The sequence below is a fragment of the Bacillus sp. FSL K6-2869 genome, assembly GCF_040869405.1.
GTDB lineage: Bacteria > Bacillota > Bacilli > Bacillales > Bacillaceae > Bacillus > Bacillus altitudinis.
Genome location: NZ_CP152035.1, coordinates 3,173,203 through 3,195,795, shown reverse-complemented (window position 1 = coordinate 3,195,795; position 22,593 = coordinate 3,173,203). Strand labels below are relative to the sequence as shown.

The following is a 22,593-nucleotide window of genomic DNA, read 5'->3' as shown; positions in this document are numbered from 1 at the left end:
TTGATAATCGTAATGATTACGATAAAATGAATGTTTGGGGGAAGTACATATGAATGATCAACCAGTTTACATAAAGAAAAAGGACAATAAAAAGCAGTCCTTTGTGACATATACCTTGATGTTGTTTTCAGTCATGGCTTGCTTTCTATTGGCATCATGTTCTGAAAATAAGACCTCTTCCAGTTTAAGTGGAAGAGAAGATGATGAACTGGTGTATGCAAGTACAAAAGATATAAGAGACATTAATCCCCATCTATATGGCGGGGAGATGGCCGCTCAAAATATGGTGTTTGAATCGCTTGTTGTGAATACGGAAAAAGGCATTCAACCAGCCCTGGCCCAAAGCTGGGATATTTCTAAAGATGGAAAAACCTACACATTTCATCTTCGGAAAAACGTGACTTTTTCAGATGGTGAGCCATTTAATGCGAAGGCTGTCAAAATGAATATGGATGCAGTTGTCAAAAATATTGAAAAAAATGCTTGGCTTAATCTCGTGTCAGAAATTAAATCCACAAAGGCTGTAGATGAACATACTTTTGTTCTCACATTGAAGGAGCCCTATTATCCAACATTAGAAGAACTTGGTTTAACACGTCCATTCCGTTTTATTTCTCCCAAAAGCTTTATTGATGGCACCACATCAAAAGGCGTCAAAGGTTATGCAGGTACAGGTCCTTATGTGTTAAAGGAACATAAGAAAAATCAATATGCCATTTTTGAAGTGAACAATCGCTATTGGGGAAAGAAGCCAAAGATTTCAACGGTGAAATGGAAGGTCATGCCGGATCATCAAACCATTTTACTCGCTCTTCAAAAAGGGGAGATTGATCTCTTATTTGGAGCAGATGGTGACATGATTGATGGAGATTCATTTCAGGCTTTAAAAGAAGCTGGTCAATATGGTGTGACTGTGAGTCCTCCTGTTGGTTCAAGATCTATTGTAATCAACTCCAATCAACCAATAACACAAGATCCAAAAGTAAGAGAAGCATTTCAATATGCCATTCAAAAAGAGATGATTACAGAAGGGATTTTAAATGGAACTGAACAGGTGGCACATACACTGCTTGCTCCGTCTGTCCCTTACGCGGACATTCCGCTTAAAAAGAAAACCTATCACAAAAAGAAAGCAGAGGCATTATTAGATGAGGCAGGCTGGAAGTTAAAAGAAGACGGCTATCGTTATCAAAAAGACAAGCCGCTTAGCGTGACCATTTATTACAATTCGGATAATGCAGGTGAAAGAACGATTAGTGAATCGATACAACAGGACTTCAAGCAGGTTGGAATCAAGCTGGATATTAGAGGTGAAGAAAAACAGGCATTTTTAGATCGTCAAAAAACAGGAAAGTTTGATCTTATGTACTCTCTATCGTGGGGACTTCCTTATGACCCTCAAACATACGTCTCTTCATTCCGTGTTGCATCCCATGCTGATTATCAAGCTCAATTAGGATTGAAAAAGAAAAAGTGGCTGGATGAGACCATTACGAAAGTATTGGTGGAGCCGGATGAGCAAAAACGAAAACAAATGTATCAAGATATTTTGACGTATATTCATGATGAAAATGTCTATATTCCTATCTCGTATTCTGTGACAAAGGCTGTTTATAATAAGCGCCTCAAAGGTGTAGGTTTTCATGTATCTCAGTATGAAATTCCTTTTGACCGAATGTATTTTTCGTCATAACCGGAGGCGGAGACATGACACGCTATATCATAAAAAGATTATTGTTTCTTTTACCACTCATTGTATTCATTACCTTCTTTGCGTTTGTGCTGCTTGCGATGCGTTCAAGTGATCCAGCTGAGGTCGCTTTACGTGTGAACCAAGTAACCCCAACCGAAGAAATGGTTGAATCCATGCGTCAAGAGCTAGGCTTAGATCAACCATTTTTCTTACGATATGTCACATGGCTTAAAGATGGATTAACAGGTGATTTTGGCAGCAGCTATGTCACGCGGGAGCCAGTTCTTGATCTGATCTTGGAGGCACTTCCTGCGACTTTACAGCTTGCAGGGATGTCCCTTTTGTTTATTATTGTGCTGAGTTTGTTATTCGGAATGGTGTGTGCATATGCGGCACATACATGGTTGGATCGAATCGTGAGAGCATTTGTGTTTATTGCAGCTTCCATGCCTAGTTTTTGGTTGGGCATTTTGTTTATCTGGCTTTTTTCAGTCAAATTTAACTGGGTCAACACGAGTGGAATGGAAGGATTTAAATCGATTCTTTTGCCAGCGATGACTTTATCACTTGGCTACTTATCGACCTATGTGAGACTCATTCGAAATCAAATCCTAAAGTTTCAGCACGAGCCCTTTGTTTTTTATGCAAGAGCTCGTGGTTTAAAGGAACGAACCATTCAATTGAAGGTGATGAGACATGCCCTTCAACTAGCGGTAACAGCACTCGGTATGTCAATACCAAAGCTCATTGCAGGAACCGTCATTATTGAAAATCTCTTTGCTTGGCCAGGGGTTGGCCGTTTGTGTGTAACAGCTATTTTTCACGCCGATTTCCCTATTATTCAAGCCTATTTGTTTGTGATGGGATGCCTGTTCGTTGTGTGTAACCTCGTTGCTGATGTCATACAAATGATCATGAACCCGCAGTTAAGAAAGGAGGTCTAAAAAATTTGATCGTATGGAATCAATTAAGAAAAGATCGAATGGCTATTCTGTCTATCTGGCTTTTGGTACTTGTCACATTAGCTGGGCTGTTTGCACCGTTTCTAGCGCCGCATGACCCAACTGACACGAACATTCTTCAAAAATATGCTGGTGTGAGTCTAACATATCCCCTCGGAACCGATCAGCTGGGGAGATGCGTATTATCGCGGCTCTTATATGGTATTCGGACAACGATGCTTGCTGCCGTGCTGACAATGTGTATCACGATGCTCATTGGCACGATACTTGGACTCATGGCTGGCTTTTTTAGAGGGAAAGTTGATGGAGTTCTAATGAGAATATGTGATGTCATGCTGTCATTTCCAGCAGAGGTGATGATTTTGGCCGTTGTGGGCATTATGGGACCTGGGCTTTTCAATATTATTTTGGCCAATGTCCTTGCAAAATGGGCTTGGTATACAAGGATGATTCGTTCGTCAGTCCTGCAATATACGAATGAACCATCTGTTCAGTTTGCGAAAGTATCTGGAGGTTCACCTTTTTATATCCTTCGAAAACATCTATTTCCTCGCATCTCAGGAGAGATAGCTGTCTTTGCTACACTTGACGCAGGCTGGGTTATTTTAAATATTTCTGCTCTGTCTTTTCTTGGATTAGGTGTGAGTGCACCTACACCGGAATGGGGCATGATGCTCAACGAGGCGAAGAATGTCATGGTGACGCACCCGGTTCATATGCTTCCGCCTGGACTTGCGATCTTATTTGTGGTCATGGCACTGAATTTTTTGGGAGACAGTCTTCAGCAGGTCATGACCCCTGCCATGCATCTTAGCAACAAAAAAAGGAGGAGACGGTTTGCCTTTCATCGAGATAAAAAACCTGTCCGTACATGATCCGATTCAACAAAAGGATTTAGTGGCAAATATCACGTTTACATTACATAGACAACGTTGTTTAGGCGTTATTGGAGAAAGTGGAAGCGGAAAATCAACCGTTGCAAAAGCATTAATTGGCCTCATCCCTCCTTCGCTAGAGATGATTGGGACCATTTTGTTTGACGGTGAAAAATTGACAAGTCAGGCTGCACAGCGTTGGAGAGGAAAGCGAATTGGCTTCATTTCACAAGATGTCATGAATGCGTTCAATCCAATTGAAACAATTGGTCATCAAATACTTGAAACGTTCCAGCGGCATTTGGGCTTACGTGGCAAAGAAGGAACAGCACATGCGATCACTGGGCTAGAACGTGTCCATTTAAACAATCCGCATATGTTAATGAAAAAATATCCTCATGAGCTGTCGGGAGGGATGCTTCAACGAGTCATGATTGCCATTACGATCATGCTTTCTCCTGACGTGATCATTGCCGATGAGCCTACAGCATCATTAGATGCATATAACCGGCGTGAAGTCATCACGCAATTACAGACGCTGAAAGAAGAAACAGGAGCTGCCTTGATCATCATTTCGCATGATTTAGGCGTCGTTCAGGCAATCGCTGATGAATTGTTGGTGATGCACCAAGGGAAGATGCTTGAGCATCGTCATGCAAAAGAGATATTTACATCACCTGAGCATCCTCAAACGAGGCATTTACTAGAAACGAGGCTTCACTTATCGGCCCCCCTTGAAGCACTGAGGCAGCAGAAGAGAGTGAGGGCATTCCCATGCTGATCACAGCCAATCAACTACTTAAACATGGAGAAGATAAAGGGCGCTTTTTTCATAAAGAGGAATCCATAGCACGCATAGCTCAGGTTTCATTTCAGATTGGAGAGGGTGAATGTGTCGGGTTAGTCGGTGAGAGCGGCAGTGGTAAAAGTACAATAGCACGTACGCTGCTTGGTTTAGAAACATTAGACGGCGGAGAGATAAAGATAGGTGGATGGCCAGCTCATACATGGCGTAAGATGAACCGGGGGAAAATGAGTGTTGTTTTTCAGGATTATCTTTCTTCTGTCCATCCTTCCTTTACAGTGAAAGAGATCATAGCAGAACCCATGCAAATAATAAAGCGAAACATGGATGTGAACCAAAAAGTGTTGTCCCTGCTTGAACAAGTAAGACTTCCATCGTCTTTGCTAAATCAATATGCTCACCAACTAAGCGGCGGTCAGCTCCAGCGTGTATGCATAGCAAGGGCCATATCGACGAATCCAGCCATTCTCATCTTAGATGAAGTCCTTAGCTCACTTGACGTTTCTGTCCAAGTTCAAATATTGGAGCTTCTTGAAACATTAAAGCAAGAGTTAGATATGACCATTCTCATGATTACCCATGATCTAGAGGCAGCCGTTTTTTTATGTGATCGACTTCTTTTTTTACATGAGGGAAGACTTGTGGAAGAATGTAAAAGTGACCAGCTGTTAGAATCGACTCATCCATTTACGCTCAAGCTAATAGACTCACTCATGCCTTTTCAGCTTGACAAAGAATAACCAATCTTTTATCGTATACGTAACAAACGACGGAAGGGTGACCCAATGCAATGAAGTACTAATCCTATGACCTGTAAGCAAAATGAAAGAACGAAGGCAGTGAGCAAACGATATGTGTTGCTATGTTTGCTGCGTTTTCATTTTTTAGCTTCGGAATAGGATGGTACAGCTTGGGAATCAAAGATTGAAGTGATGGATACGGGGGATATGTGTGCTCATTTGATGAACCGCATGTCATTCTGTATCGATACGCTTATTTTTGTACACCATTTTGCCTCCTATTCTGAGAATGGGAGGCTTTTTCATGTCTCCTGATACGAAAGGAGAGGGTTGGATGTTACTGAGAGCCCACCAATTAAAAGTATTTCGAAAGGATCGTTTGTTATTTGATATAGAGGAGCTTGCCATTCATCAAGGGGACCGAATCGGCCTTGTAGGGACAAATGGCAGTGGGAAAACGACATTGCTCCATGTACTGGCGGGGAGGGAAAAACCAGACAGCGGCACATTTGCACACACTACAACTTGTACGCTGCTTCCTCAACTAAAGACAGGAGATGGCAGACAAAGTGGCGGAGAGATGACACAAGCTTATATTGAAAGAGCTTTAAGCCGGCCTTCTGCCCTTTTATTAGCCGATGAACCCACGACTCATTTAGATACGGAGCATATTGAGTGGCTAGAAGAAAAGCTTCGTTATCATCAAGGTGCTCTGATTGTCGTCTCGCATGACCGTGCTTTTTTAGATGCGTTATGTACAGACATTTGGGAATTGGAAGATGGGAAGCTCAAACTATACAAAGGCAACTACAGCGATTTTGCCCGGCAAAAAGAACTCGAACATCGCCAGCACGTGGAGGCGTACGAGGTGTATACCCAAAAGAAAAAACAGTTAGAACATGCACTGCAAAAGAAAATGAAAAAAGCCGACAAAGCGACAAAGCCATCTCCAAAGCTGAAATCCTCGGGGCCTAAAATTGCGAAGCCTTATTATGCAAACAAGCAAAAAAAGCTTCAAAAAACAGCCAAATCTATTGAAACAAGAATGGAGAAATTAGAAAAGGTGGAGAAGGTAAAGGAAGTCCAGCCTCTTCAAATGACGCAGCACACCATGAAGGAAGTGGCAAGCCGCTCCATTTTTCGTGTCGAACATGTAGATGGCATGGCAGGAGATAAAGTCCTTTGGAAAAAGGCGAATGTAGAAGTGAGAGGCGGAGACAAAGTCGCGATCATTGGGAAGAATGGGAGCGGTAAAACGACATTTCTCCGAATGCTTGTAAACGGACATCCCGGGATTTTTCGTTCAGAAGCCGTGAAGATTGGCTATTTCAGCCAAGATCTTTCAGGACTGAATCTAGATGAATCGATCTTACAAAATGCACTGGAACAGGCGATTCAAGATGAGACGATCGTTCGCACCGTTTTAGCGAGACTTGGGTTTCGGGGAGACGATGTGTATAAGCTGACGAACGTATTAAGCGGCGGGGAACGGGTGAAGACGATGCTTGCAAAGTTGCTCGTCAGTGATGCCAATGTTCTGATGCTTGATGAACCGACGAACTTTTTAGACCTTGCGGCAGTAGAAGCGCTTGAAGGACTTTTAAAAGATTACCCGGGCACAGTTGTGTTTGTCTCCCACGACAGGAGGCTCATTGAGCAGGTGGCTACTCGTATTCTTCATGTGCACGAGAAAACCATTGAACGCTTTGATGGCACCTATGAAGAATATAAACAAAAGGAAGAAAAGCCAGCTGCTACAAAGAAAGAAGAAGAGCTCCTGCTGATTGATATGCAGCTGTCTGAAGTGCTCAGTCGTTTAAGCATCGAGCCTTCTCGTGAGCTTGAAGAGACGTTTCAAGCATTGTTAAAAAGAAAGAAGTTGTTAGAGTCATAAAAAAAGCCCCTGTGTTTACTGCACAGGGGTCTGTTCGTTTCGTTCTTTTTTCAATTGTTCAAGTTCGCTGACTGTGACAAGCTGGTAACCTTGTTTGGTGAGTTCATGTATGATCTTCACTGCTGCTCGAGCAGAGCTGTCATAAATATCGTGCATGAGTACGGTTTTGCCATCTGCTGCATGTGAGAGAACATGGTTTGTGATCTGCTGGCTGTTGCGAATTTTCCAGTCCTCAGGATCGACATCCCACAATGAAACGTTCATGTCCACCGCTTGATTGATGTCGGGATTTGTTCCTCCATATGGCGGTCTAAAGTGCGTAGGAGTATAACCGCTGGCCTTCTCAATCAGCTTCTGCGTGTCTTTTACTTGTTTGACCGCTTCATTTAGAGGGAGTCTCGTTAATAAAGGATGGTTATATGAATGGTTTCCGATCTCATTTCCGCCCTTTAAAATGTCGGCAAGCATTCCAGGATAATACTGAACCCTGCTTCCTAATACGAAAAAGGTGGCGTGTCCTTTATTTTCCTTCAGCGCTGCTAAAATGGTTGAAGTTGTGGCTGGGTTTGGACCATCATCAAATGTAAGTGCGATGGCTTTTTTATTCGGATCAAGCTTTGGCTTTTGCGGCAGCTTGACGGCTTTTCTTTTTGGATTCGGTTCTTTGATTTCATTCTGATTTTTGGTCTTATTCATATATTCTGGCTTCAAGATATCTTTTAGCAGCGTCTTTTTGATCGCCAGCGTTTGCGGACCTAAGTCCTTTGCGGCTACTTGAGAAGCTGGGAAATAGAACTCTATATATTTCTCTTTTAAGGCGAATTGACTGAAGTTTTGATCAGTAGGGGCTGTTCCTTTTTGAAGGAGTGATAGATCCTTAGACAAGGTTTTATCTTTTTTAAGCTCCGTGTATGTAATATAGGATAATTTTTTCAAATAGTCCTTTTTTGGTTGAAATAAATCTTTTGTGTCAAGAAAGTCTTTTTTCTGAAAATCGAAATTGATTGTGACGTGATGAGTGGTCCCATTTTGCTGACCTGTATACGTGTAGGTCGTAAAATAAATGGCCGCAGATTGTTTTGCATAGTGCACCATGTCATAGTCAATATTCAGTTCAAACCGTTTGTTTTCATCAATGTCCTTTGCTTCACTAAATGTCTTTTTGAAATGCTCTAATGCTGAATTCGCATAGCTTTGAATCTTGTCATCTAGCTTTTTTTGATGAAAAAGAGGATAGTTCACCGCATATCTCATAAACTTCCCGTCATTTACAAGAGTGACAATTTCAACATTTTTATAATTCGTATCCTGCTTCATATTTTTCTTCTCTGTACCGCTTGCTTGCTGATTTTGAAAGAATGCAACTGCTCCAATGACGATGGCAAGCGCAAATAGGATGATACTCCATTTTCCCTTTACTGACACAACTTTCAATTCTCCTCTCATGACGGGTCATTCTTTATTTCTTTGACATCTGTTTGTAATATTTTTATAACAATTGACTTACTTTTGTAATTTTAGGGGATTTTCATGCGGAATGTCAACTATTTTCCTATTAAAATACTGTAAAAATTGATAGGTCTTTCAGAACGAGAAAAAGCAGAAGGAAAGAATTCTCTTATTTGCCGTCTACCAATACCTTCAATAATTAAAAAAATGAGCCGTACATTGATTTTTCAGAGGCTGACGGCTATAATTTTGATGATTATGATTCTCATTTTCAAACTGACTTTTAATGAAGAAAAGGATGACACCGATTTTGCCGGATAAGCGAACATCTCAACAAAAACGATCATCACCTATTTTGTTCTTTTTATTGTTTTTTCTCGCTGTCATTGGTTTATTGGCGGCTATGTTTTTGGCTGTTTCCTACGGTGCAAAGTCATTGTCTTTGCAAACGGTCTGGACAGCTGTGTTTGACTATCAGTCTCATGTGACAGAGCAGCAGGTCATTCATGAATTAAGGCTTCCTCGTGTGCTAGGAGCTGCGCTTGTTGGAGCGGCGTTTGCTGTGGCAGGTGCGCTCATGCAAGGCATTACAAGAAATCCGCTGGCAGATGCGGGGATATTAGGCATTAACGGCGGTGCGATGTTTGTAGTCGCTCTCTGTTTTGCTTTTTTTCCAGGAATGCCTTATTCGGCATTGATGTTATTTTCTTTTTTTGGTGCCGTTCTCAGTACACTGCTGATCTTTGCCATTGGGGCGGCTGGCGGCGTGCTGACCCCACTTCGGCTCACTGTAGCTGGAGCTGTTGTTGCCGCATTGCTGCATGCGCTAAGCTCAGGTATCGCCATTTACTTTGATCTCAGTCAGGATCTGGCTTTTTGGTATGCAGGGGGTGTGGCAGGTGTCAAATGGCCGCAGCTGATGATCCTTGCTCCAGTCATTCTCATTGTCATCGTTTGGGCGATGTTATTAGGACGATCCCTCTCGTTATTATCACTTGGTGAAGATGTAGCTGCGAATTTAGGGGTGAAAACCCGGCAAGTGCGAATACTAGGTATGGCAGCTGCGGTTCTGCTGGCAGGCGTTTCTGTATCGGCAGTTGGGTCTATTGGGTTTGTCGGGCTTGTCATTCCGCATATTGCACGAAAGCTGGTTGGGGTCAATTATCGTTTCGTCATTCCGATGTCAGCGATTTTAGGCGCAATGCTTCTCGTCTTCGCTGATCTTGCCAGCCGGACAGTAAATCCGCCAAGAGAGCTTGCCATTGGCGTCATGGTGGCACTTGTTGGTGTTCCTTTCTTCTTATATATTGCCAGAAAAGAAGGGAGGAACCTGTCATGAAAGAGAAACGGCGTGCTCTTGTCGTGACAGCCGTTTTGCTTTGTCTGAGTGCGGCTGTCGTGCTGTATAGTTTAAATACCGGCACGCTGAAACTCAGTCCTCTCGTTGTCGTCAAAACGTTATTTGGCTTTGGAGATTTCCAAAGTGAGACGGTGCTGTTTGATTATCGTCTGCCTCGAATCGTCGTGACGATACTAGCTGGAATAGGTCTAGGCATTGCAGGTGGCATTTTGCAGAGTTTATCCCGCAATCCACTGGCCGATCCTGGGATTATTGGTCTGAATGCAGGAGCCGCATTCGGCTTAATCATCTTTGTGACGTATTTTCACGTACTAGAAGGAAATCCATCTTTACTCATTCCGCTCTTTACATTTGGTGGAGGTCTGCTTGCGGCGGCAGTCATCGTTCTTCTTGCGTACGACAGGCATGAAGGGCTTGTGCCTATCCGGCTGATCCTTGTTGGAATTGCCGTAGCTGCGGGGTTTAGTGCATTGACGTTATATTTGTCATTGAAACTGGATGAAGATACATACACCTTCGCTTCAAGGTGGCTTGTGGGAAATGTATGGGGAAGAGACTGGATTCATGTACTTGCGCTCCTACCTTGGATCGTATGTCTTGTCCCGCTTACGCTCATGCAGTCCAGCACACTCAATGCGTTAACGTTAGGTGATGCCGTCGCCTCAAGTGTCGGAGTACGTGTAGAGCGCAAACGACTTTTTCTTCTCACCTTAGCTGTTGGTCTAGCGAGTGCAAGTGTATCGATGACAGGCGGAATTGGTTTTATTGGCCTTGTTGCACCTCATTTGGCGAGGCGTCTTGTCGGCTCACTGCACCAATATTTTTTACCAGTGAGCGCTTTGCTTGGATTGTTGATTTTGGTCAGTGCTGATACACTCGGACGTTCCATATTTGCCCCAAATGCCATCCCAGCGGGTGTGGTTGTGGCTTTTATCGGAGCACCTTATTTTCTCTATTTACTAACAAAAACAAAATAAGAAAGAGGAACTCATCATGAAAAAAGTACTTGTTTTTGGTTTAACGCTCTGTTTCTTGATTCTGGCCGCTTGTGGTCAACAGGAAACAAAGAAGACAACAAATCAAGATGAAAACGGAACACCTAAGATTGCGTCCTTGTCGATTCATTTAACAAATGACTTATTAGCACTCGGGATAAAACCTGCTGGCTCTGTTGTAGGGGGAGACTTAAAAGATTTCCTTCCACATGCGAAAAAGCAGCTTAGCCAAACGAAAAAGCTGGGCATCGCAGCAGATCCTGATATGGAGTCATTGCTTGCTTTAAAACCAGATGTCATTTACGTCGATGAAGAACTGGCTGGACAAGACTTATCAAAATACAAGAAAATCGCCAAAACCGAAGTGTTTAATTTAAATGATGGCACATGGCGTGATCATTTGAAAAAAATCGGCAAGCTCGTCAATAAAGAAAAAGAAGCCGATCAATATATTAAGGACTACAATCAAGAAGCAAAAGAAGTCAAATCACTCATCCAGAAAAAGATTGGAAATGGGAAAGTGATGGCGATTCGTGTAACAGCAAAAGAGCTTCGAGTATTTAGTATGAAACGTCCGATGGGTCCAATTTTATACGATGATTTAGGACTGACACCTGTAGATGGTGTGAAAAAACTGGACAGCAAACGTCCATTTGAAGTCATTTCTCAAGAAGTGCTTCCTGACTTTGATGCAGATGCTATTTTTGTCGTCGTGAACCGTGATGATAAGGCGCAACAGGCATTCAAACAGTTAGAACAGACGCCAATTTGGAAAGGCCTAAAAGCCGTGAAGAAAAACCAAGTGTATCCGATTGCCGATCAGCCATGGTTAGATTATTCAGCTCTAGGCAACAAAATGGCAATGGATGAAGCAAAAAAGATGTTCTCTAAATAAACAGCAGATAAATCAAGGCATCATTCCGCATCTAGGAATGATGTCTCTTTTTTTGATTCGTTCTTCTATTCATTCGCTTTTTGCATACATATGAGAGGGAACGAGCAGTATCGCCCGTATGAAAGGATAAGGGGAGGGGTTACAGTTGAAGGTTCAAAAAATTAGTGCAGGCACTATTGCGAGGCTTGTGCTGCTTTTATTGGCACTTGTGAACAGCGCTCTCACTGCTGCAGGAAAAAGCCCAATTCCAATTGATGAAGAAGGTGTGCAGCAATTCATTACGTTAGCCTTTCTTGGCATCACATCACTATGGGCCTATTGGAAGAACAATGATATTACGAAAAAAGCACGAACCAAAAAAGAAGAATAATAAAAAACAGAGCCTCTCATGCAAAGAGGCTCTATTTCATCGAAGCGACAAGCGCCTCTCCCCGCAAATTGATTTTATCTCAGAGGCTTACGCCCGGTGTTCTCCCATATTGGTCAGAAACGCTTTCACTTCCTCGATGGTTAAGCCAATGGCCTTTGCTTCACTCATGAGACGCTTCCATTCTGACATATTTGAGTCGGTTAGCTTTCTCTGATGGACATGTAACGTCTTTCCTTCCTGCTCCTTTCTGTAGGTTTGAAGCAGCTGATACAGTTCTTCTTTAGGCATGCCGGATTGGACGGCATGAACGATATGATCCCGCCACTCCTGTTCACCGCCCTCAGCGTAATGAAACATCATCGTTTCTGCATCAAACAGCTCTTGTAAATCAATGTCTAGTGATGAGGATACCTTTTTTAAAAACTGGACAGATGGATTACGATGGACACCACGCTCAATTTTACTCAAATATGATTTAGAGACATGGGCATCTTCAGCCAGTTGCTGGATTGAGTATCCTTTCCTCTTTCGGTAAATGCGTATCACCTTTCCTATCATTCGATATATGATCTCCCTTCTCCCCGGCGAATCGTTCTGCGACCTTTTCGTTCATTATAAGAAATAAATTGTTCTTTATAAAATTCAAAAACGTAAGAAACAGGAAGTAAACAAAAGAAAACGAACGATTTCGTTCTTTAAAAAGAACTATAAGACCTATTATGACATTTTTCTTTGCGGGTATTATCTTTTATAATCCAATCATTAACAAAAAGAAACCATATATAACCTTTTTATGATGAAATCGGGAGGTATCTATGAATGAGAATATAGGTTTTAAGCAGCTGTTTTCTGTCATAAAAGAGAAAATGGCCCTTCTGATCCTGATTGTCCTGATCGTAACGGGCATTTCAGCCTACTATCAGTTCTATGTCTCGACTCCTGTATATCAGGCAACCACTCAAATTCTTGTTCATAAACGAAGCAGTGATGCACAAGCGAATTTAAACGATATTCAGATGAACCTTCAATATACACGTACCTTTCAAGTCCTATTAAAAAGTCCAATCGTTATTGAAAAAGTAAAAGAAACACTCAATCTTACAGAATCGGCGGAAGGATTAAAACACAAAATTGCCACAAGTACAGAAAATGAGTCAGAGGTCATAAATATTTCTGTACAAGATGAGGACCGAGCGAAGGCAGTAGCCATTGCGAATACAGCCACAGAGGTGCTGCAAGAAGAAATCAAAAAAACCATGAATATGGATCGCATTAATGTTTTGTCTGAAGCCAAGCTGTCCAACACGATACTGATGAACTCACGTAAATTCGTTCACATCGTTCTGGCACTAGGCGCCTCTGTATTAGGGGGAATGACACTCATTTTCTTAATGAATTTACTCGATGATACGGTGAAACGAACACATCAAATAAGAGAAGAGATCGGATTGCCGTCGCTCGGCAGTGTCTATCAGATGCAGGCAGACAGGAGGGCAAAAAAAGACAAGCAGTCCGTCATAACGGGAGGACAGAACATTGATTTTTAAGAGGAAAAAACGAGAAAAAAGAGATTTATCCTGTATTTCTGTATTAAATCCTCACTCTGTCATTGCGGAACAATTCCGAACGATCCGAACGAACATCGAATTCACGTCGATTCAAACGAGGCTGAAGTCGATATTGGTCACATCCTCCTTGCCGAAGGAAGGAAAATCATTTACGGCTGCAAACTTGGCAGCTGTTTTTGCACAGCAGAAAAAACGGGTCTTGCTCATGGATGCTGATTTACGTAAACCTGCCATTCATGAATATTTTGATCTAAGCCCGCACACCGGATTGACCAATGTGTTATTAAATAATTGCAGTTTGGAAGAAGCCATTTTGCCTACACCGATTGAGCATTTAGAGCTGCTTCCGAGTGGGACCATTCCGCCAAATCCCGCTGAGCTGCTTTCCTCCTCTGTGATGAAGCAGCTATTTTACGAGATTGAGCAGCAGTATGACATGGTGATTGTTGATTCCACACCGCTTCTGCCTGTAGCCGATGCCAAAATATTAGCGAACCGGACGGATGGAAGCATTCTTGTGGTTTTAAGCGGTAAAACGAAGATTGCCGCTGTGAAGAAATCAAAAGAAGTATTAGAGGGTACGACAGGGAAACTGCTTGGGGCGATGCTAAATGGCAAGAAAGTGAAAAAGGGAAGGCACTATATGTATTAAAGAGATTGATAGGTGATGTCTCCTAATCTTTAACAACGGAGGCACTCGATCCTGCTGTGGGCATGACATATGCCTTAGATGCTCGTCATCGGTAGTGGGATGTGAGGACGGGTTTGATGCCCATTTTACGTAAGAATAGTGATGTTTTAAAAAGGGGGAGGAGCGTTGACTTACGCCCAAAGATTATCAATCATCGTGGCACTAGATTCATATCTCATCTTAGTTGCCGTCTTTTTTGGCTTTCAATTTGTCCAAGAGGCGGCGTTAACCGTATATACATTTGAAATGCTCGTCATTTCTTCGCTCAGTCTGCTTATCGGGCACCATTTGTTTTCGTATGTTTTTCACGTGTACAAGCAAGTATGGGCCTATACAGGGGTTAGAGAGCTATTTTCTTTAATGAAGACCTTTGCGTGTTCGTTTTTATTTTCCATGACGATGCTGTACATTTTTGTGCAGACATGGCCATTTCGCTTTTTATTTATTGTCTGGCTTTTCCATGTGTTATTCATCGGTGCATCACGTATGGCATCCAGGCTGTTTCATGATGGTGCCAAGCGGTTTCAAGTTGAAAAGGAGCGGGCACTAATCATTGGCGCTGGATCAGCCGGGACCATTATCGTTCGTCAGCTTCAGCAGTCGAGTGATGTACATATTGAGCCGGTCGCTTTCATTGATGATGACAAAACAAAGCATAAGCTTGAAATTATGGGGCTGCCTGTTCTTGGGGGAAAAGAACATATTCAAACGGCTGTTGCGATGATGGATATTCAAAAAATCATTATCGCCATTCCATCCAAAAGCAGTCACACATTAAAAGGACTATATAAGGAATGTGTAGCGACTGGAATCAAAACACAGATTATGCCGGAAATGGAACAGATTTTAAAAGGAACCCACGCGCTGAATCAATTGCGGGATGTACAGCCAGAGGATTTGCTTGGAAGAGAGCCGATTCAATTAGATACAAGCCGTCTATCCGTTCACCTAAAAGGAAAAATGATTATGGTGACAGGAGCTGGCGGGTCTATCGGGTCAGAAATCTGTCGTCAAATTTGTGTATTTTCCCCTCGGGCGATTGTGCTTGTGGGACATGGAGAATTTAGCATTCATTCTATTTTACTAGAGCTGAAAGAATTGTATGGAGACAGCATTAGCCTATATCCACAAATTGCGGATATTCAAGATAAACAAAAAATGAGTGAAATCGTTGGTCATTTTCAGCCGGATATGATTTATCATGCCGCTGCACATAAACATGTCCCGCTCATGGAAATCAGCCCGAAAGAAGCGGTGAAAAACAATATTATCGGGACAAAAAATGTGGCAGAAGCTGCACATGAGCACGGAGTTGAAACATTTGTCCTCATCTCATCTGACAAAGCGGTCAACCCTGCCAATGTGATGGGAGCGACAAAGCGGTTTGCTGAAATGGTGATTATGCAAATGGGGGCAAGCAGTGAAACGAAATTTGTCGCCGTCCGGTTTGGGAATGTACTCGGGAGCAGGGGGAGCGTCATTCCAATCTTTAAAAAACAAATTGAAAAAGGTGGGCCAGTGACCGTCACGCACCCAGCCATGACAAGATATTTTATGACGATACCAGAAGCATCAAGGCTTGTTATTCAAGCTGGTGCACTAGCAGAAGGAAGGCAGATTTTTGTTTTAGACATGGGGGAGCCAGTCAAAATTGTCGACCTCGCAGAAAACCTCATTCACCTCTCAGGCTACACCACAGACCAGATTCCAATCACATTTACAGGGATTCGTCCCGGAGAGAAAATGTACGAGGAGTTACTCAACCAGCATGAAAAAGCACAGGAGCAAATTTTCCCGAAAATCCATATCGGGCATGCCTTGGATGGTGATCCGTATGTGCTGAACCGCTTTATTCACGAATTTAATATGATGAGTGACGATCAATTAAGACAGGCCTTGTTTGCCGCCATTGAGTCGCATGATGTATTGCCTGAACCGATGCAACGAGAGGAGGAGCCACTTGCTAATGAAGAAAAAAGTCTTGTTTTGCGCAACGGTTGATTATCATTTTAAGGCGTTCCATCTCCCGTATTTCAGATGGTTTCAGGAACAAGGATGGGAAGTGCATACAGCGGCAAATGGCCAGCTGGAGCTGCCGTATGTGGATCAAGCGCATTCCATTCCGATTCAGCGTTCCCCTTTTCATTTGCACAACCGGCTTGCTTATGTGGAGCTGAAAAAGCTGTTAGAAAAAGAGCATTATCAGTTCATCCATTGTCACACACCGATGGGGAGTGTCATTGGCAGGCTAGCGGCCAAAGGGACGCGCAAAAAAGGGACGAAAGTTCTTTACACAGCGCATGGATTTCACTTTTGGAAGGGGGCACCGCTTCAAAATTGGCTGCTTTATTATCCAGTTGAGAGATGGCTCGTTCAATATACGGATGCACTCATCACCATTAATGGAGAAGACTATGAAAGAGCCGATCGTCTGTCAAAAGAGAAGGCGGCTGTGCATTATGTTCCCGGTATGGGTGTCGATATGAAGCGATTTGCACCAGTTGATGACAAAGAAAAAGGCCGCCTTCGTAAAGCATATGGTTTTACCACGCAAGATTTTATCGTGCTGTGTGCTGGTGAATTAAATGACAATAAAAATCAAGGAATGCTCATCAAAGCTTGCGCGCAGGTGTATCGGAATATACCACATGTGAAAATTGTATTTGCTGGAGAAGGGACAAGTCGGTCGTCCTATGAAAAGCTGGTCTGTCAGCTGAATCTTGAGGAACATGTACAGTTTGCGGGATTTTGCAAACACATCGAAGATTGGATGCATATGAGCGATGTATGTGTATCAACCAGCTTGAGAGAAGGACTTGGGATGAATCTTCTTGAAGCGATGTCTGCTGAAAAGCCGGTGATTGCAACAGAAAATAGAGGGCATTGTGAGCTCGTCAAACATGGAGTGAACGGCTTTTTAGTCAAACCGCATGATGTGAATGGTTTAGCCGTTTATTTACAACAGCTCTACCATAAAAAGGACCAGCTTCACCTAATGGGGAAAGCGGGACGTTCTATGGCTCACGCATTTGCACAGGAGCAGACGGTAAGTGCAATGGAGGAAATTTACACAACGTATATGGATCAAAAAGAGAAGGTGATGTGAGCATGCGTCAGCCGAAAGTATCGATTATCATGGGTGTTTACAACTGCCAAGAGACAGTAGAAGAAAGCATTGAATCGATTCTTCATCAAACCTATGAAAACTGGGAGCTCATCATATGTGATGATGCATCAACAGATGGCACCTATGAAAAAGTGCTGCACTATACCATGCGTGAACCCGATAGAATTCGCCTCATCCGAAATGAACACAATCAAAGACTTGCCGCCAGTTTAAATCGTTGTCTCACTGAAACGAATGGAGAACTGATTGCAAGACAGGATGGCGACGATATATCGGTGTCTACACGATTAGAAAAACAGGTTCGTTTCCTTGATGCACATCCGGAATATGATGTAGTTGGTACGGCGATGACGGTGTTTGATGAGTCAGGGACGAAGGGTGTTCGAGCACTTGTCTCAGAGCCTGATCGAAGGGTGCTAGCAAGAGGAACGCCTTTTTGTCATGGAACGATTATGATGAGAGCGTCTGCCTACAAGGCTTTAAATGGCTATCGTTCTGTCAAAACAACTAGACGGATGGAAGATATCGATCTTTGGATTCGTTTTTTTGCTGCGGGGAGAAAAGGCTTTAATCTGCAAGAGCCCTTATACCTTGTAAGGGAGGATGAAGCGGCCTTTCAGCGCCGGAAATTCCGATACTCAATGGACAATGCCTGGCTTGTGTTACAAGCATGCAAGCAATTAAAATTGTCGCCGTTTGATTATCTCTTTGCGCTTAAGCCGGTCATCCGTGCCTGTATGTCACCAAAGATCATGAGGTTTTATCATCAGCGGAAACTTGGAGGATCTATGGTGAAAAGGAGGACGATTCGGGATGAGTGAGCCAAAGCGTGTACTTCATGTTGTGGGCGGAATGAACAGAGGCGGAGCAGAAACGATGATCATGAATATCTATCGTGCAATCGACCGGAATGTTCTTCAATTTGATTTCATTACCCACCGGGAGGATGTTTGTGATTACGATGAGGAAATTCGTCAGCTTGGCGGGCGGATTTTTTATGTCCCAAGTATTGGATCGTCCTCTCCATGGACGTTTGTCCAAACGTTGACGAAGACGATCAAGCAAACGGGACCTTATCAGGCGGTGCATGCACATACAGATTTTCAAACGGGCTTTTCTGCCCTTGCTGCGAAACTGGCAGGTGTGAAGATACGCATTTGCCATTCACATAATACGGCTTGGAAACAGTCTCCTAGCCGGGTTGATCATTTGATGCTCAAAGGATTTCGTCAGCTGATCTTTGCCTTTTCTACGCAGCTCGTTGCATGCGGTGAAGATGCCGGTGTCTTTTTATTTGGACAAAAAAGAATGCACGATGGACGAGTGGACATTTTGCCAAATGGGATTGATTTGGACCTTTTTTTTCAGTTGGAGCCAGAAGCGAAGGTGAAGATGAAAAAAGACCTCCATCTTCACGAGAGAAAACTGATCATTGGACATATTGGCCGATTTCATGAGCAGAAAAACCATGTTTTTTTCATCGAATTAGCGCAGACACTGAAAAAACAAGGGGTCTCCTTTCAGCTAGTTCTCATAGGAGATGGGCCGCTCCGGCCAGTGGTTGAATCGTATGCAGTGAAAGCAGGACTAATGGAAGACATTGTGTTTACGGGCGTTGTCTCAGAGGTTCCGCAGTATATGAAAGCATTTGATGTGTTTGTGATGCCGTCTTTGTTTGAAGGTCTTCCGCTCGTATTAGTGGAAGCGCAGGCATCTGGACTCCCATGTGTGATTTCAGATCATATCACAAAGGAAGTCGATTTAGGTTGTGGGCTTGTGAAACGGAAATCCTTGCAAGATTCAGCACATGAGTGGATGAAAGCCATACTAGAAGCCTACCATGCAGACCCTCCTCTTCAGGAGACGATTATTTCTCAGCTTGGCCTTAGAGGATTTGATGTGAAACAGAACATCACCCGTGTGATGAATGTGTATGGATTGTAAGGAAGGATTGGCAGATGGCGGTTTATTTGGTGAACATGATCATGGTCTATTTATGGTCGAGCTTTGCTGCATTTTATGGCAGACGTGATGATACCATACAAAGCGGCTGGCGGCCGAACAAGCTTCTGGTGTTTTTTCCGTTTTTATTTCTTTGTATTGTGGCGGGCATACGCTACAAAGTAGGAACTGATTTCGTCACCTATGGACAAATGTATGAGTTCTCCGTCAACTATGACAAGCCTTGGCATATTTTCGGATTCGGTGTAGACAAGGCCGCCACTGATCCGGGCTTTACATTGATCTTATGGATGCTCAATCAACTATCACATGAGCCGCAAATCATGTATATCACAGTTGGGATCATCACCTATTTTTTTATTATCAAAACACTTGTGCGATATGGACGGCCATTTGAGCTTAGTATGCTGCTATTTCTCGGCACATTTCATTATTACGCTTCCTTTAATGGCATGCGGCAGTATATGGTGGCAGCGATTCTTTTTTATGCCATCCAGTTTGTCATCAAAGGTCAGTGGAAATGGTATTTTCCGCTCGTACTTGTATGCGCGCTATTTCATTCCTCGGCACTCATTATGATTCCAGTCTATTTCATCGTCAGAACAAAGGCATGGTCTTGGATGATGCTTGTGTTATGTATGATTTTTCTAGGCTTAACCGCTCTGTATGACCGCTTTGTCTCCGTGTTTGTCGTGATGCTGCAAGGGAGTTCTTATGGTCATTACGAGGAGTGGCTGACAACGAATACGAATGGAATGAATGTGACGAAAATTGGTGTCTTGATTTTGCCATTATTGCTTGCGTTCTTTTGTCGAAAACGACTTCGTGAGCTGACGCCAGAGAGTGATTATATTGTGAATTTTTGCTTGCTTGGATTTTTGTTTGGCATCCTTGCAACGAAGGATGTCATTTATGCAAGATTTCATATTTACTTTGGTCTGTATCAGCTCATTTTACTGCCTTATTTCACACGGATTTTTGATCAGCGAACCAATTTCTTTATGTATATCGGAATTGCGGTTTGCTATATTTTGTACAGCATCATGCTGATGCCGTTTGATTCTTCTGTTTTACCGTACCGAACGATTTTTACAAAGTAGATTTGAAGAAAGGTGGGGCTTGCTGTCATGCCAGCTATCAGTCTATTGGTCGCAGTCTATAACACTAGTCAATATGTGGAGCAGTGTCTTCAATCGATTGCAGACCAAAGCTTTTCAGATATAGAGGTCATCCTCATTAACGATGGATCTACCGATCACAGTGGAGACATCCTTGAAGCGTTTGCTGCGCGTGATGAGCGATTTCGGGTGATTCACCAAACCAATCAAGGGCTCGGAGCGGTGAGGAACAGGGGCATAGAAGAAGCAGCAGGAACGTATCTTGCCTTTGTTGATTCAGATGATGTTCTCGCTCCTCAATACTGTGAGGCTTTATATCAAGAAGCCGAAAACACTGGTGCCGATCTTGTTGTCAGTGAATATTGGATTCAATTTGAACAGTCAAAACGGATCATACCGACGACGCTGTTAGCGCAGCAGAAAGCCGATAAGACAAGTTTAATAAAATCGTTATTACATGGTGAGATCACGGGATTCTCATGGAATAAGCTGTATCGGCGGGCGTTTATCGAAAAATATCATATCCGTTTTCCATTGAGAGGTGAGCTTGAGAATATTGAAGATCAATATGTCACGCTGCGCTGTTTTTCTTTATCACGTGTCATTGCCTTTGTTCATGAGCCGCTTTATTATTACCGGGTTCATTTGTCATCCATTGTCCAGCGATATCAAAAGCAGTATTTTCAGCATGGACTGGCGTTTTATGACGCACAGCGTTTGTTTTTAAAAGAGCATGATGAGCTGACACCATATGAGGAGGCTTTTTACTTTTTTATCGTGAATCATACGCTGCATTGTATGCTCAATGAATGGAAGAGCCAAAATTCCCTTTCCTTTCAAAAAAAGCTTGGTCATATGCGTGAAATGGTGACACATGAAGCTTTTCAGAAGGCTGTGAAACAAGTGGAACCATCGAAGCTGACTGTACGAAAGCGAATGATCTTATTCCTTGCTAGGATGCAGTGGGTGTATCCGCTCTCTGCCGCAGCTTCAAGCTATCAAAAATGGATTGAATATCAAACGAGAAAATCGGGGTGATGAGTGTGACATTGCAGCAATTAAAAGCACATGCCGCAGAGTGGCTGCTCTTAAAGGTCAAGTATCCACTTCAATATAGGTTGAGCCGCCAAAGACTGCCAGAGCTGCGTCATCAGAAGAAAATCATTCTCACGCTGCTGCCGGCACATGACAACTTAGGTGATCACGCGATTGCCTATGCCAGCTGCTGTTTTCTACAAAAGCACTTTCCAGACTATCAAATCATAGAAGTAGACATGCAGGAGATGTATCGTCTAGCACGTCCGCTGAAGCACGCACGGCACCCAGAGGACATTGTCTGTATTATCGGCGGGGGCAACATGGGCGATTTATATCGATATGAAGAATGGACAAGACAATTTATCATGAACGCCTTTAAGTCTTATCCCGTCATTCAGCTGCCCGCTACTGCTCATTTTACAGAAACAAAGAGAGGGAAAAGAGAAGAACGCCGCGCTATTCAAGCATATCAGCAACACCCGAGGCTTCTCTTGATGGCAAGAGATCAAACCACCTATCAATGGATGAAGAAGCATTTTCCTAATAAAGAGGTGTGGAAACAGCCTGATATGGTCCTGACATTAGACGAAACATCAAAGAGTCAAACCCGTAAAGGTGTGCTACTTTGTCTGCGTGAGGATAAGGAGGCGTATCTCACGAAAGAGAAACGAGAACAACTGCAGGAGCATATCAAAGAAACGTATGATCAAGTTGGTTTTATCACAACGACCATTGGTAAGCGAGTGAATCGAACGACTCGTTTAGAGGAATTATCCACGCTATGGACGCAGTTGAGACAGGCACAAGTTGTCGTGACAGATCGACTGCATGGCATGATCTTTTGTGCGATCACACATACACCGTGTGTTGTCATCAGGTCGTTTGATCATAAAGTCATGGAAGGATATGAATGGGTAGCGCACTTGCCGTTTATGACCCTTTTGAAGGAACCAACGGAGGAAGCGGTGAAAAAGGCCATTCATCAGCATATGAAAACAAGCAGACAAAAGGGAGAGGAAGTTGGATGAAGGCCCTTAAACACTGCGTGAAA

At 43.0% G+C, this 22,593-nt stretch carries 21 protein-coding genes; 19 read left to right on the top strand and 2 right to left on the bottom strand.

Going from position 1 to position 22,593, the window contains the following annotated elements; genetic code table 11:
- The first annotated feature begins 49 nt into the window (after positions 1-49).
- The 6 genes from nikA (at position 50) to abc-f (ending at position 6,969) form a co-directional block, all read left to right on the top strand.
- Positions 50-1,693, top strand: coding sequence for a nickel ABC transporter substrate-binding protein (gene nikA, locus MHI58_RS16600; RefSeq protein WP_045034010.1), 1,644 nt, complete (start codon positions 50-52; stop codon positions 1,691-1,693).
- 14 nt (positions 1,694-1,707) lie between these two features.
- Positions 1,708-2,637, top strand: a complete 930-nt coding sequence (opp1B, locus tag MHI58_RS16595) for a nickel/cobalt ABC transporter permease (RefSeq protein WP_045034011.1) — start codon at positions 1,708-1,710, stop codon at positions 2,635-2,637.
- A gap of 5 nt (positions 2,638-2,642) precedes the next feature.
- A complete protein-coding gene (gene opp1C, locus MHI58_RS16590; RefSeq protein ID WP_045034012.1) occupies positions 2,643-3,530 on the top strand; it encodes a nickel/cobalt ABC transporter permease in 888 nt (295 codons plus the stop codon).
- Positions 3,493-4,311: an ABC transporter ATP-binding protein gene (locus MHI58_RS16585; protein WP_268357074.1), complete on the top strand. Its 819-nt coding sequence runs from the start codon at positions 3,493-3,495 to the stop codon at positions 4,309-4,311. The genes opp1C and MHI58_RS16585 overlap by 38 nt, the downstream gene beginning before the upstream one ends.
- Entirely contained in the window at positions 4,305-5,075 is a 771-nt protein-coding gene (locus MHI58_RS16580; protein ID WP_045034014.1) for an ABC transporter ATP-binding protein, read from the top strand. Before MHI58_RS16585 ends, MHI58_RS16580 begins: the two co-directional genes overlap by 7 nt.
- Positions 5,076-5,409: 334 nt before the next feature.
- Positions 5,410-6,969 carry a ribosomal protection-like ABC-F family protein gene (abc-f, locus tag MHI58_RS16575; RefSeq protein WP_251185073.1) on the top strand — a complete coding sequence of 520 codons (1,560 nt, stop codon included), beginning with the start codon at positions 5,410-5,412 and terminating at the stop codon, positions 6,967-6,969.
- A 15-nt stretch (positions 6,970-6,984) separates the two neighbouring features.
- Here abc-f and MHI58_RS16570 read toward each other — a convergent pair whose 3' ends face one another.
- Complete coding sequence (locus MHI58_RS16570) at positions 6,985-8,394, bottom strand: polysaccharide deacetylase family protein (protein WP_349773528.1); 1,410 nt, start codon at positions 8,392-8,394, stop codon at positions 6,985-6,987.
- A 334-nt stretch (positions 8,395-8,728) separates the two neighbouring features.
- Between MHI58_RS16570 and MHI58_RS16565 the strand changes: the two genes are divergently transcribed.
- From MHI58_RS16565 to MHI58_RS16550, 4 genes are all read left to right on the top strand, one after another.
- On the top strand, positions 8,729-9,757 hold the full coding sequence (locus tag MHI58_RS16565; protein WP_201297796.1) for an iron ABC transporter permease: 1,029 nt from the start codon (positions 8,729-8,731) through the stop codon (positions 9,755-9,757).
- Entirely contained in the window at positions 9,754-10,755 is a 1,002-nt protein-coding gene (locus MHI58_RS16560) for an iron ABC transporter permease (protein WP_025208010.1), read from the top strand. The genes MHI58_RS16565 and MHI58_RS16560 overlap by 4 nt, the downstream gene beginning before the upstream one ends.
- Before the next feature lie 16 nt (positions 10,756-10,771).
- Positions 10,772-11,668 carry an iron-hydroxamate ABC transporter substrate-binding protein gene (locus tag MHI58_RS16555; protein WP_007500130.1) on the top strand — a complete coding sequence of 299 codons (897 nt, stop codon included), beginning with the start codon at positions 10,772-10,774 and terminating at the stop codon, positions 11,666-11,668.
- A gap of 145 nt (positions 11,669-11,813) precedes the next feature.
- Entirely contained in the window at positions 11,814-12,038 is a 225-nt protein-coding gene (locus MHI58_RS16550) for a phage holin (RefSeq protein ID WP_008347764.1), read from the top strand.
- Between the two features lie 87 nt (positions 12,039-12,125).
- Here MHI58_RS16550 and slrR read toward each other — a convergent pair whose 3' ends face one another.
- On the bottom strand, positions 12,126-12,596 hold the full coding sequence (gene slrR / locus MHI58_RS16545) for an HTH-type transcriptional regulator SlrR (protein ID WP_045034019.1): 471 nt from the start codon (positions 12,594-12,596) through the stop codon (positions 12,126-12,128).
- Positions 12,597-12,853: 257 nt separating this feature from the next.
- On the opposite strand from slrR, the gene MHI58_RS16540 reads away from it, so the two are divergent.
- The 9 genes from MHI58_RS16540 to MHI58_RS16500 all read left to right on the top strand — a co-directional run bounded on the left by MHI58_RS16540 (position 12,854) and on the right by MHI58_RS16500 (position 22,570).
- On the top strand, positions 12,854-13,585 hold the full coding sequence (locus MHI58_RS16540; protein ID WP_024719858.1) for a YveK family protein: 732 nt from the start codon (positions 12,854-12,856) through the stop codon (positions 13,583-13,585).
- The gene (locus MHI58_RS16535; RefSeq protein WP_008347761.1) at positions 13,575-14,258 is read left to right on the top strand and encodes a CpsD/CapB family tyrosine-protein kinase; all 684 of its coding nucleotides are present in this window, start codon (positions 13,575-13,577) and stop codon (positions 14,256-14,258) included. Before MHI58_RS16540 ends, MHI58_RS16535 begins: the two co-directional genes overlap by 11 nt.
- Positions 14,259-14,423: 165 nt before the next feature.
- A complete protein-coding gene (locus tag MHI58_RS16530) occupies positions 14,424-16,298 on the top strand; it encodes a nucleoside-diphosphate sugar epimerase/dehydratase (RefSeq protein WP_113766928.1) in 1,875 nt (624 codons plus the stop codon).
- Complete coding sequence (locus tag MHI58_RS16525; protein ID WP_368004345.1) at positions 16,264-17,403, top strand: glycosyltransferase family 4 protein; 1,140 nt, start codon at positions 16,264-16,266, stop codon at positions 17,401-17,403. The genes MHI58_RS16530 and MHI58_RS16525 overlap by 35 nt, the downstream gene beginning before the upstream one ends.
- A 2-nt stretch (positions 17,404-17,405) precedes the next feature.
- A complete protein-coding gene (locus tag MHI58_RS16520) occupies positions 17,406-18,245 on the top strand; it encodes a glycosyltransferase (protein WP_368004344.1) in 840 nt (279 codons plus the stop codon).
- Positions 18,238-19,368, top strand: a complete 1,131-nt coding sequence (locus MHI58_RS16515; protein ID WP_368004343.1) for a glycosyltransferase family 1 protein — start codon at positions 18,238-18,240, stop codon at positions 19,366-19,368. The genes MHI58_RS16520 and MHI58_RS16515 overlap by 8 nt, the downstream gene beginning before the upstream one ends.
- 14 nt (positions 19,369-19,382) lie before the next feature.
- On the top strand, positions 19,383-20,486 hold the full coding sequence (locus tag MHI58_RS16510; RefSeq protein WP_024719852.1) for an EpsG family protein: 1,104 nt from the start codon (positions 19,383-19,385) through the stop codon (positions 20,484-20,486).
- Positions 20,487-20,513: 27 nt separating this feature from the next.
- On the top strand, positions 20,514-21,542 hold the full coding sequence (locus MHI58_RS16505; protein ID WP_249855582.1) for a glycosyltransferase: 1,029 nt from the start codon (positions 20,514-20,516) through the stop codon (positions 21,540-21,542).
- Positions 21,542-22,570: a polysaccharide pyruvyl transferase family protein gene (locus MHI58_RS16500; RefSeq protein WP_163116036.1), complete on the top strand. Its 1,029-nt coding sequence runs from the start codon at positions 21,542-21,544 to the stop codon at positions 22,568-22,570. Before MHI58_RS16505 ends, MHI58_RS16500 begins: the two co-directional genes overlap by 1 nt.
- Positions 22,571-22,593: the final 23 nt, after the last annotated feature.

Excerpts from the sequence above, each read along its gene's own strand:
- opp1B (WP_045034011.1), top strand. The coding sequence starts at position 1,708 with ATGACACGCTATATCATAAAAAGATTATTGTTTCTTTTACCACTCATT.
- MHI58_RS16515 (WP_368004343.1), top strand. The coding sequence starts at position 18,238 with ATGAGTGAGCCAAAGCGTGTACTTCATGTTGTGGGCGGAATGAACAGA.
- nikA (WP_045034010.1), top strand. The coding sequence starts at position 50 with ATGAATGATCAACCAGTTTACATAAAGAAAAAGGACAATAAAAAGCAG.
- MHI58_RS16520 (WP_368004344.1), top strand. The coding sequence starts at position 17,406 with ATGCGTCAGCCGAAAGTATCGATTATCATGGGTGTTTACAACTGCCAA.
- MHI58_RS16555 (WP_007500130.1), top strand. The coding sequence starts at position 10,772 with ATGAAAAAAGTACTTGTTTTTGGTTTAACGCTCTGTTTCTTGATTCTG.
- MHI58_RS16540 (WP_024719858.1), top strand. The coding sequence starts at position 12,854 with ATGAATGAGAATATAGGTTTTAAGCAGCTGTTTTCTGTCATAAAAGAG.
- MHI58_RS16580 (WP_045034014.1), top strand. The coding sequence starts at position 4,305 with ATGCTGATCACAGCCAATCAACTACTTAAACATGGAGAAGATAAAGGG.
- MHI58_RS16500 (WP_163116036.1), top strand. The coding sequence starts at position 21,542 with ATGAGTGTGACATTGCAGCAATTAAAAGCACATGCCGCAGAGTGGCTG.
- abc-f (WP_251185073.1), top strand. The coding sequence starts at position 5,410 with ATGTTACTGAGAGCCCACCAATTAAAAGTATTTCGAAAGGATCGTTTG.
- MHI58_RS16510 (WP_024719852.1), top strand. The coding sequence starts at position 19,383 with ATGGCGGTTTATTTGGTGAACATGATCATGGTCTATTTATGGTCGAGC.
- MHI58_RS16525 (WP_368004345.1), top strand. The coding sequence starts at position 16,264 with ATGAAGAAAAAAGTCTTGTTTTGCGCAACGGTTGATTATCATTTTAAG.
- MHI58_RS16560 (WP_025208010.1), top strand. The coding sequence starts at position 9,754 with ATGAAAGAGAAACGGCGTGCTCTTGTCGTGACAGCCGTTTTGCTTTGT.
- slrR (WP_045034019.1), bottom strand. The coding sequence starts at position 12,596 with ATGATAGGAAAGGTGATACGCATTTACCGAAAGAGGAAAGGATACTCA.
- MHI58_RS16505 (WP_249855582.1), top strand. The coding sequence starts at position 20,514 with ATGCCAGCTATCAGTCTATTGGTCGCAGTCTATAACACTAGTCAATAT.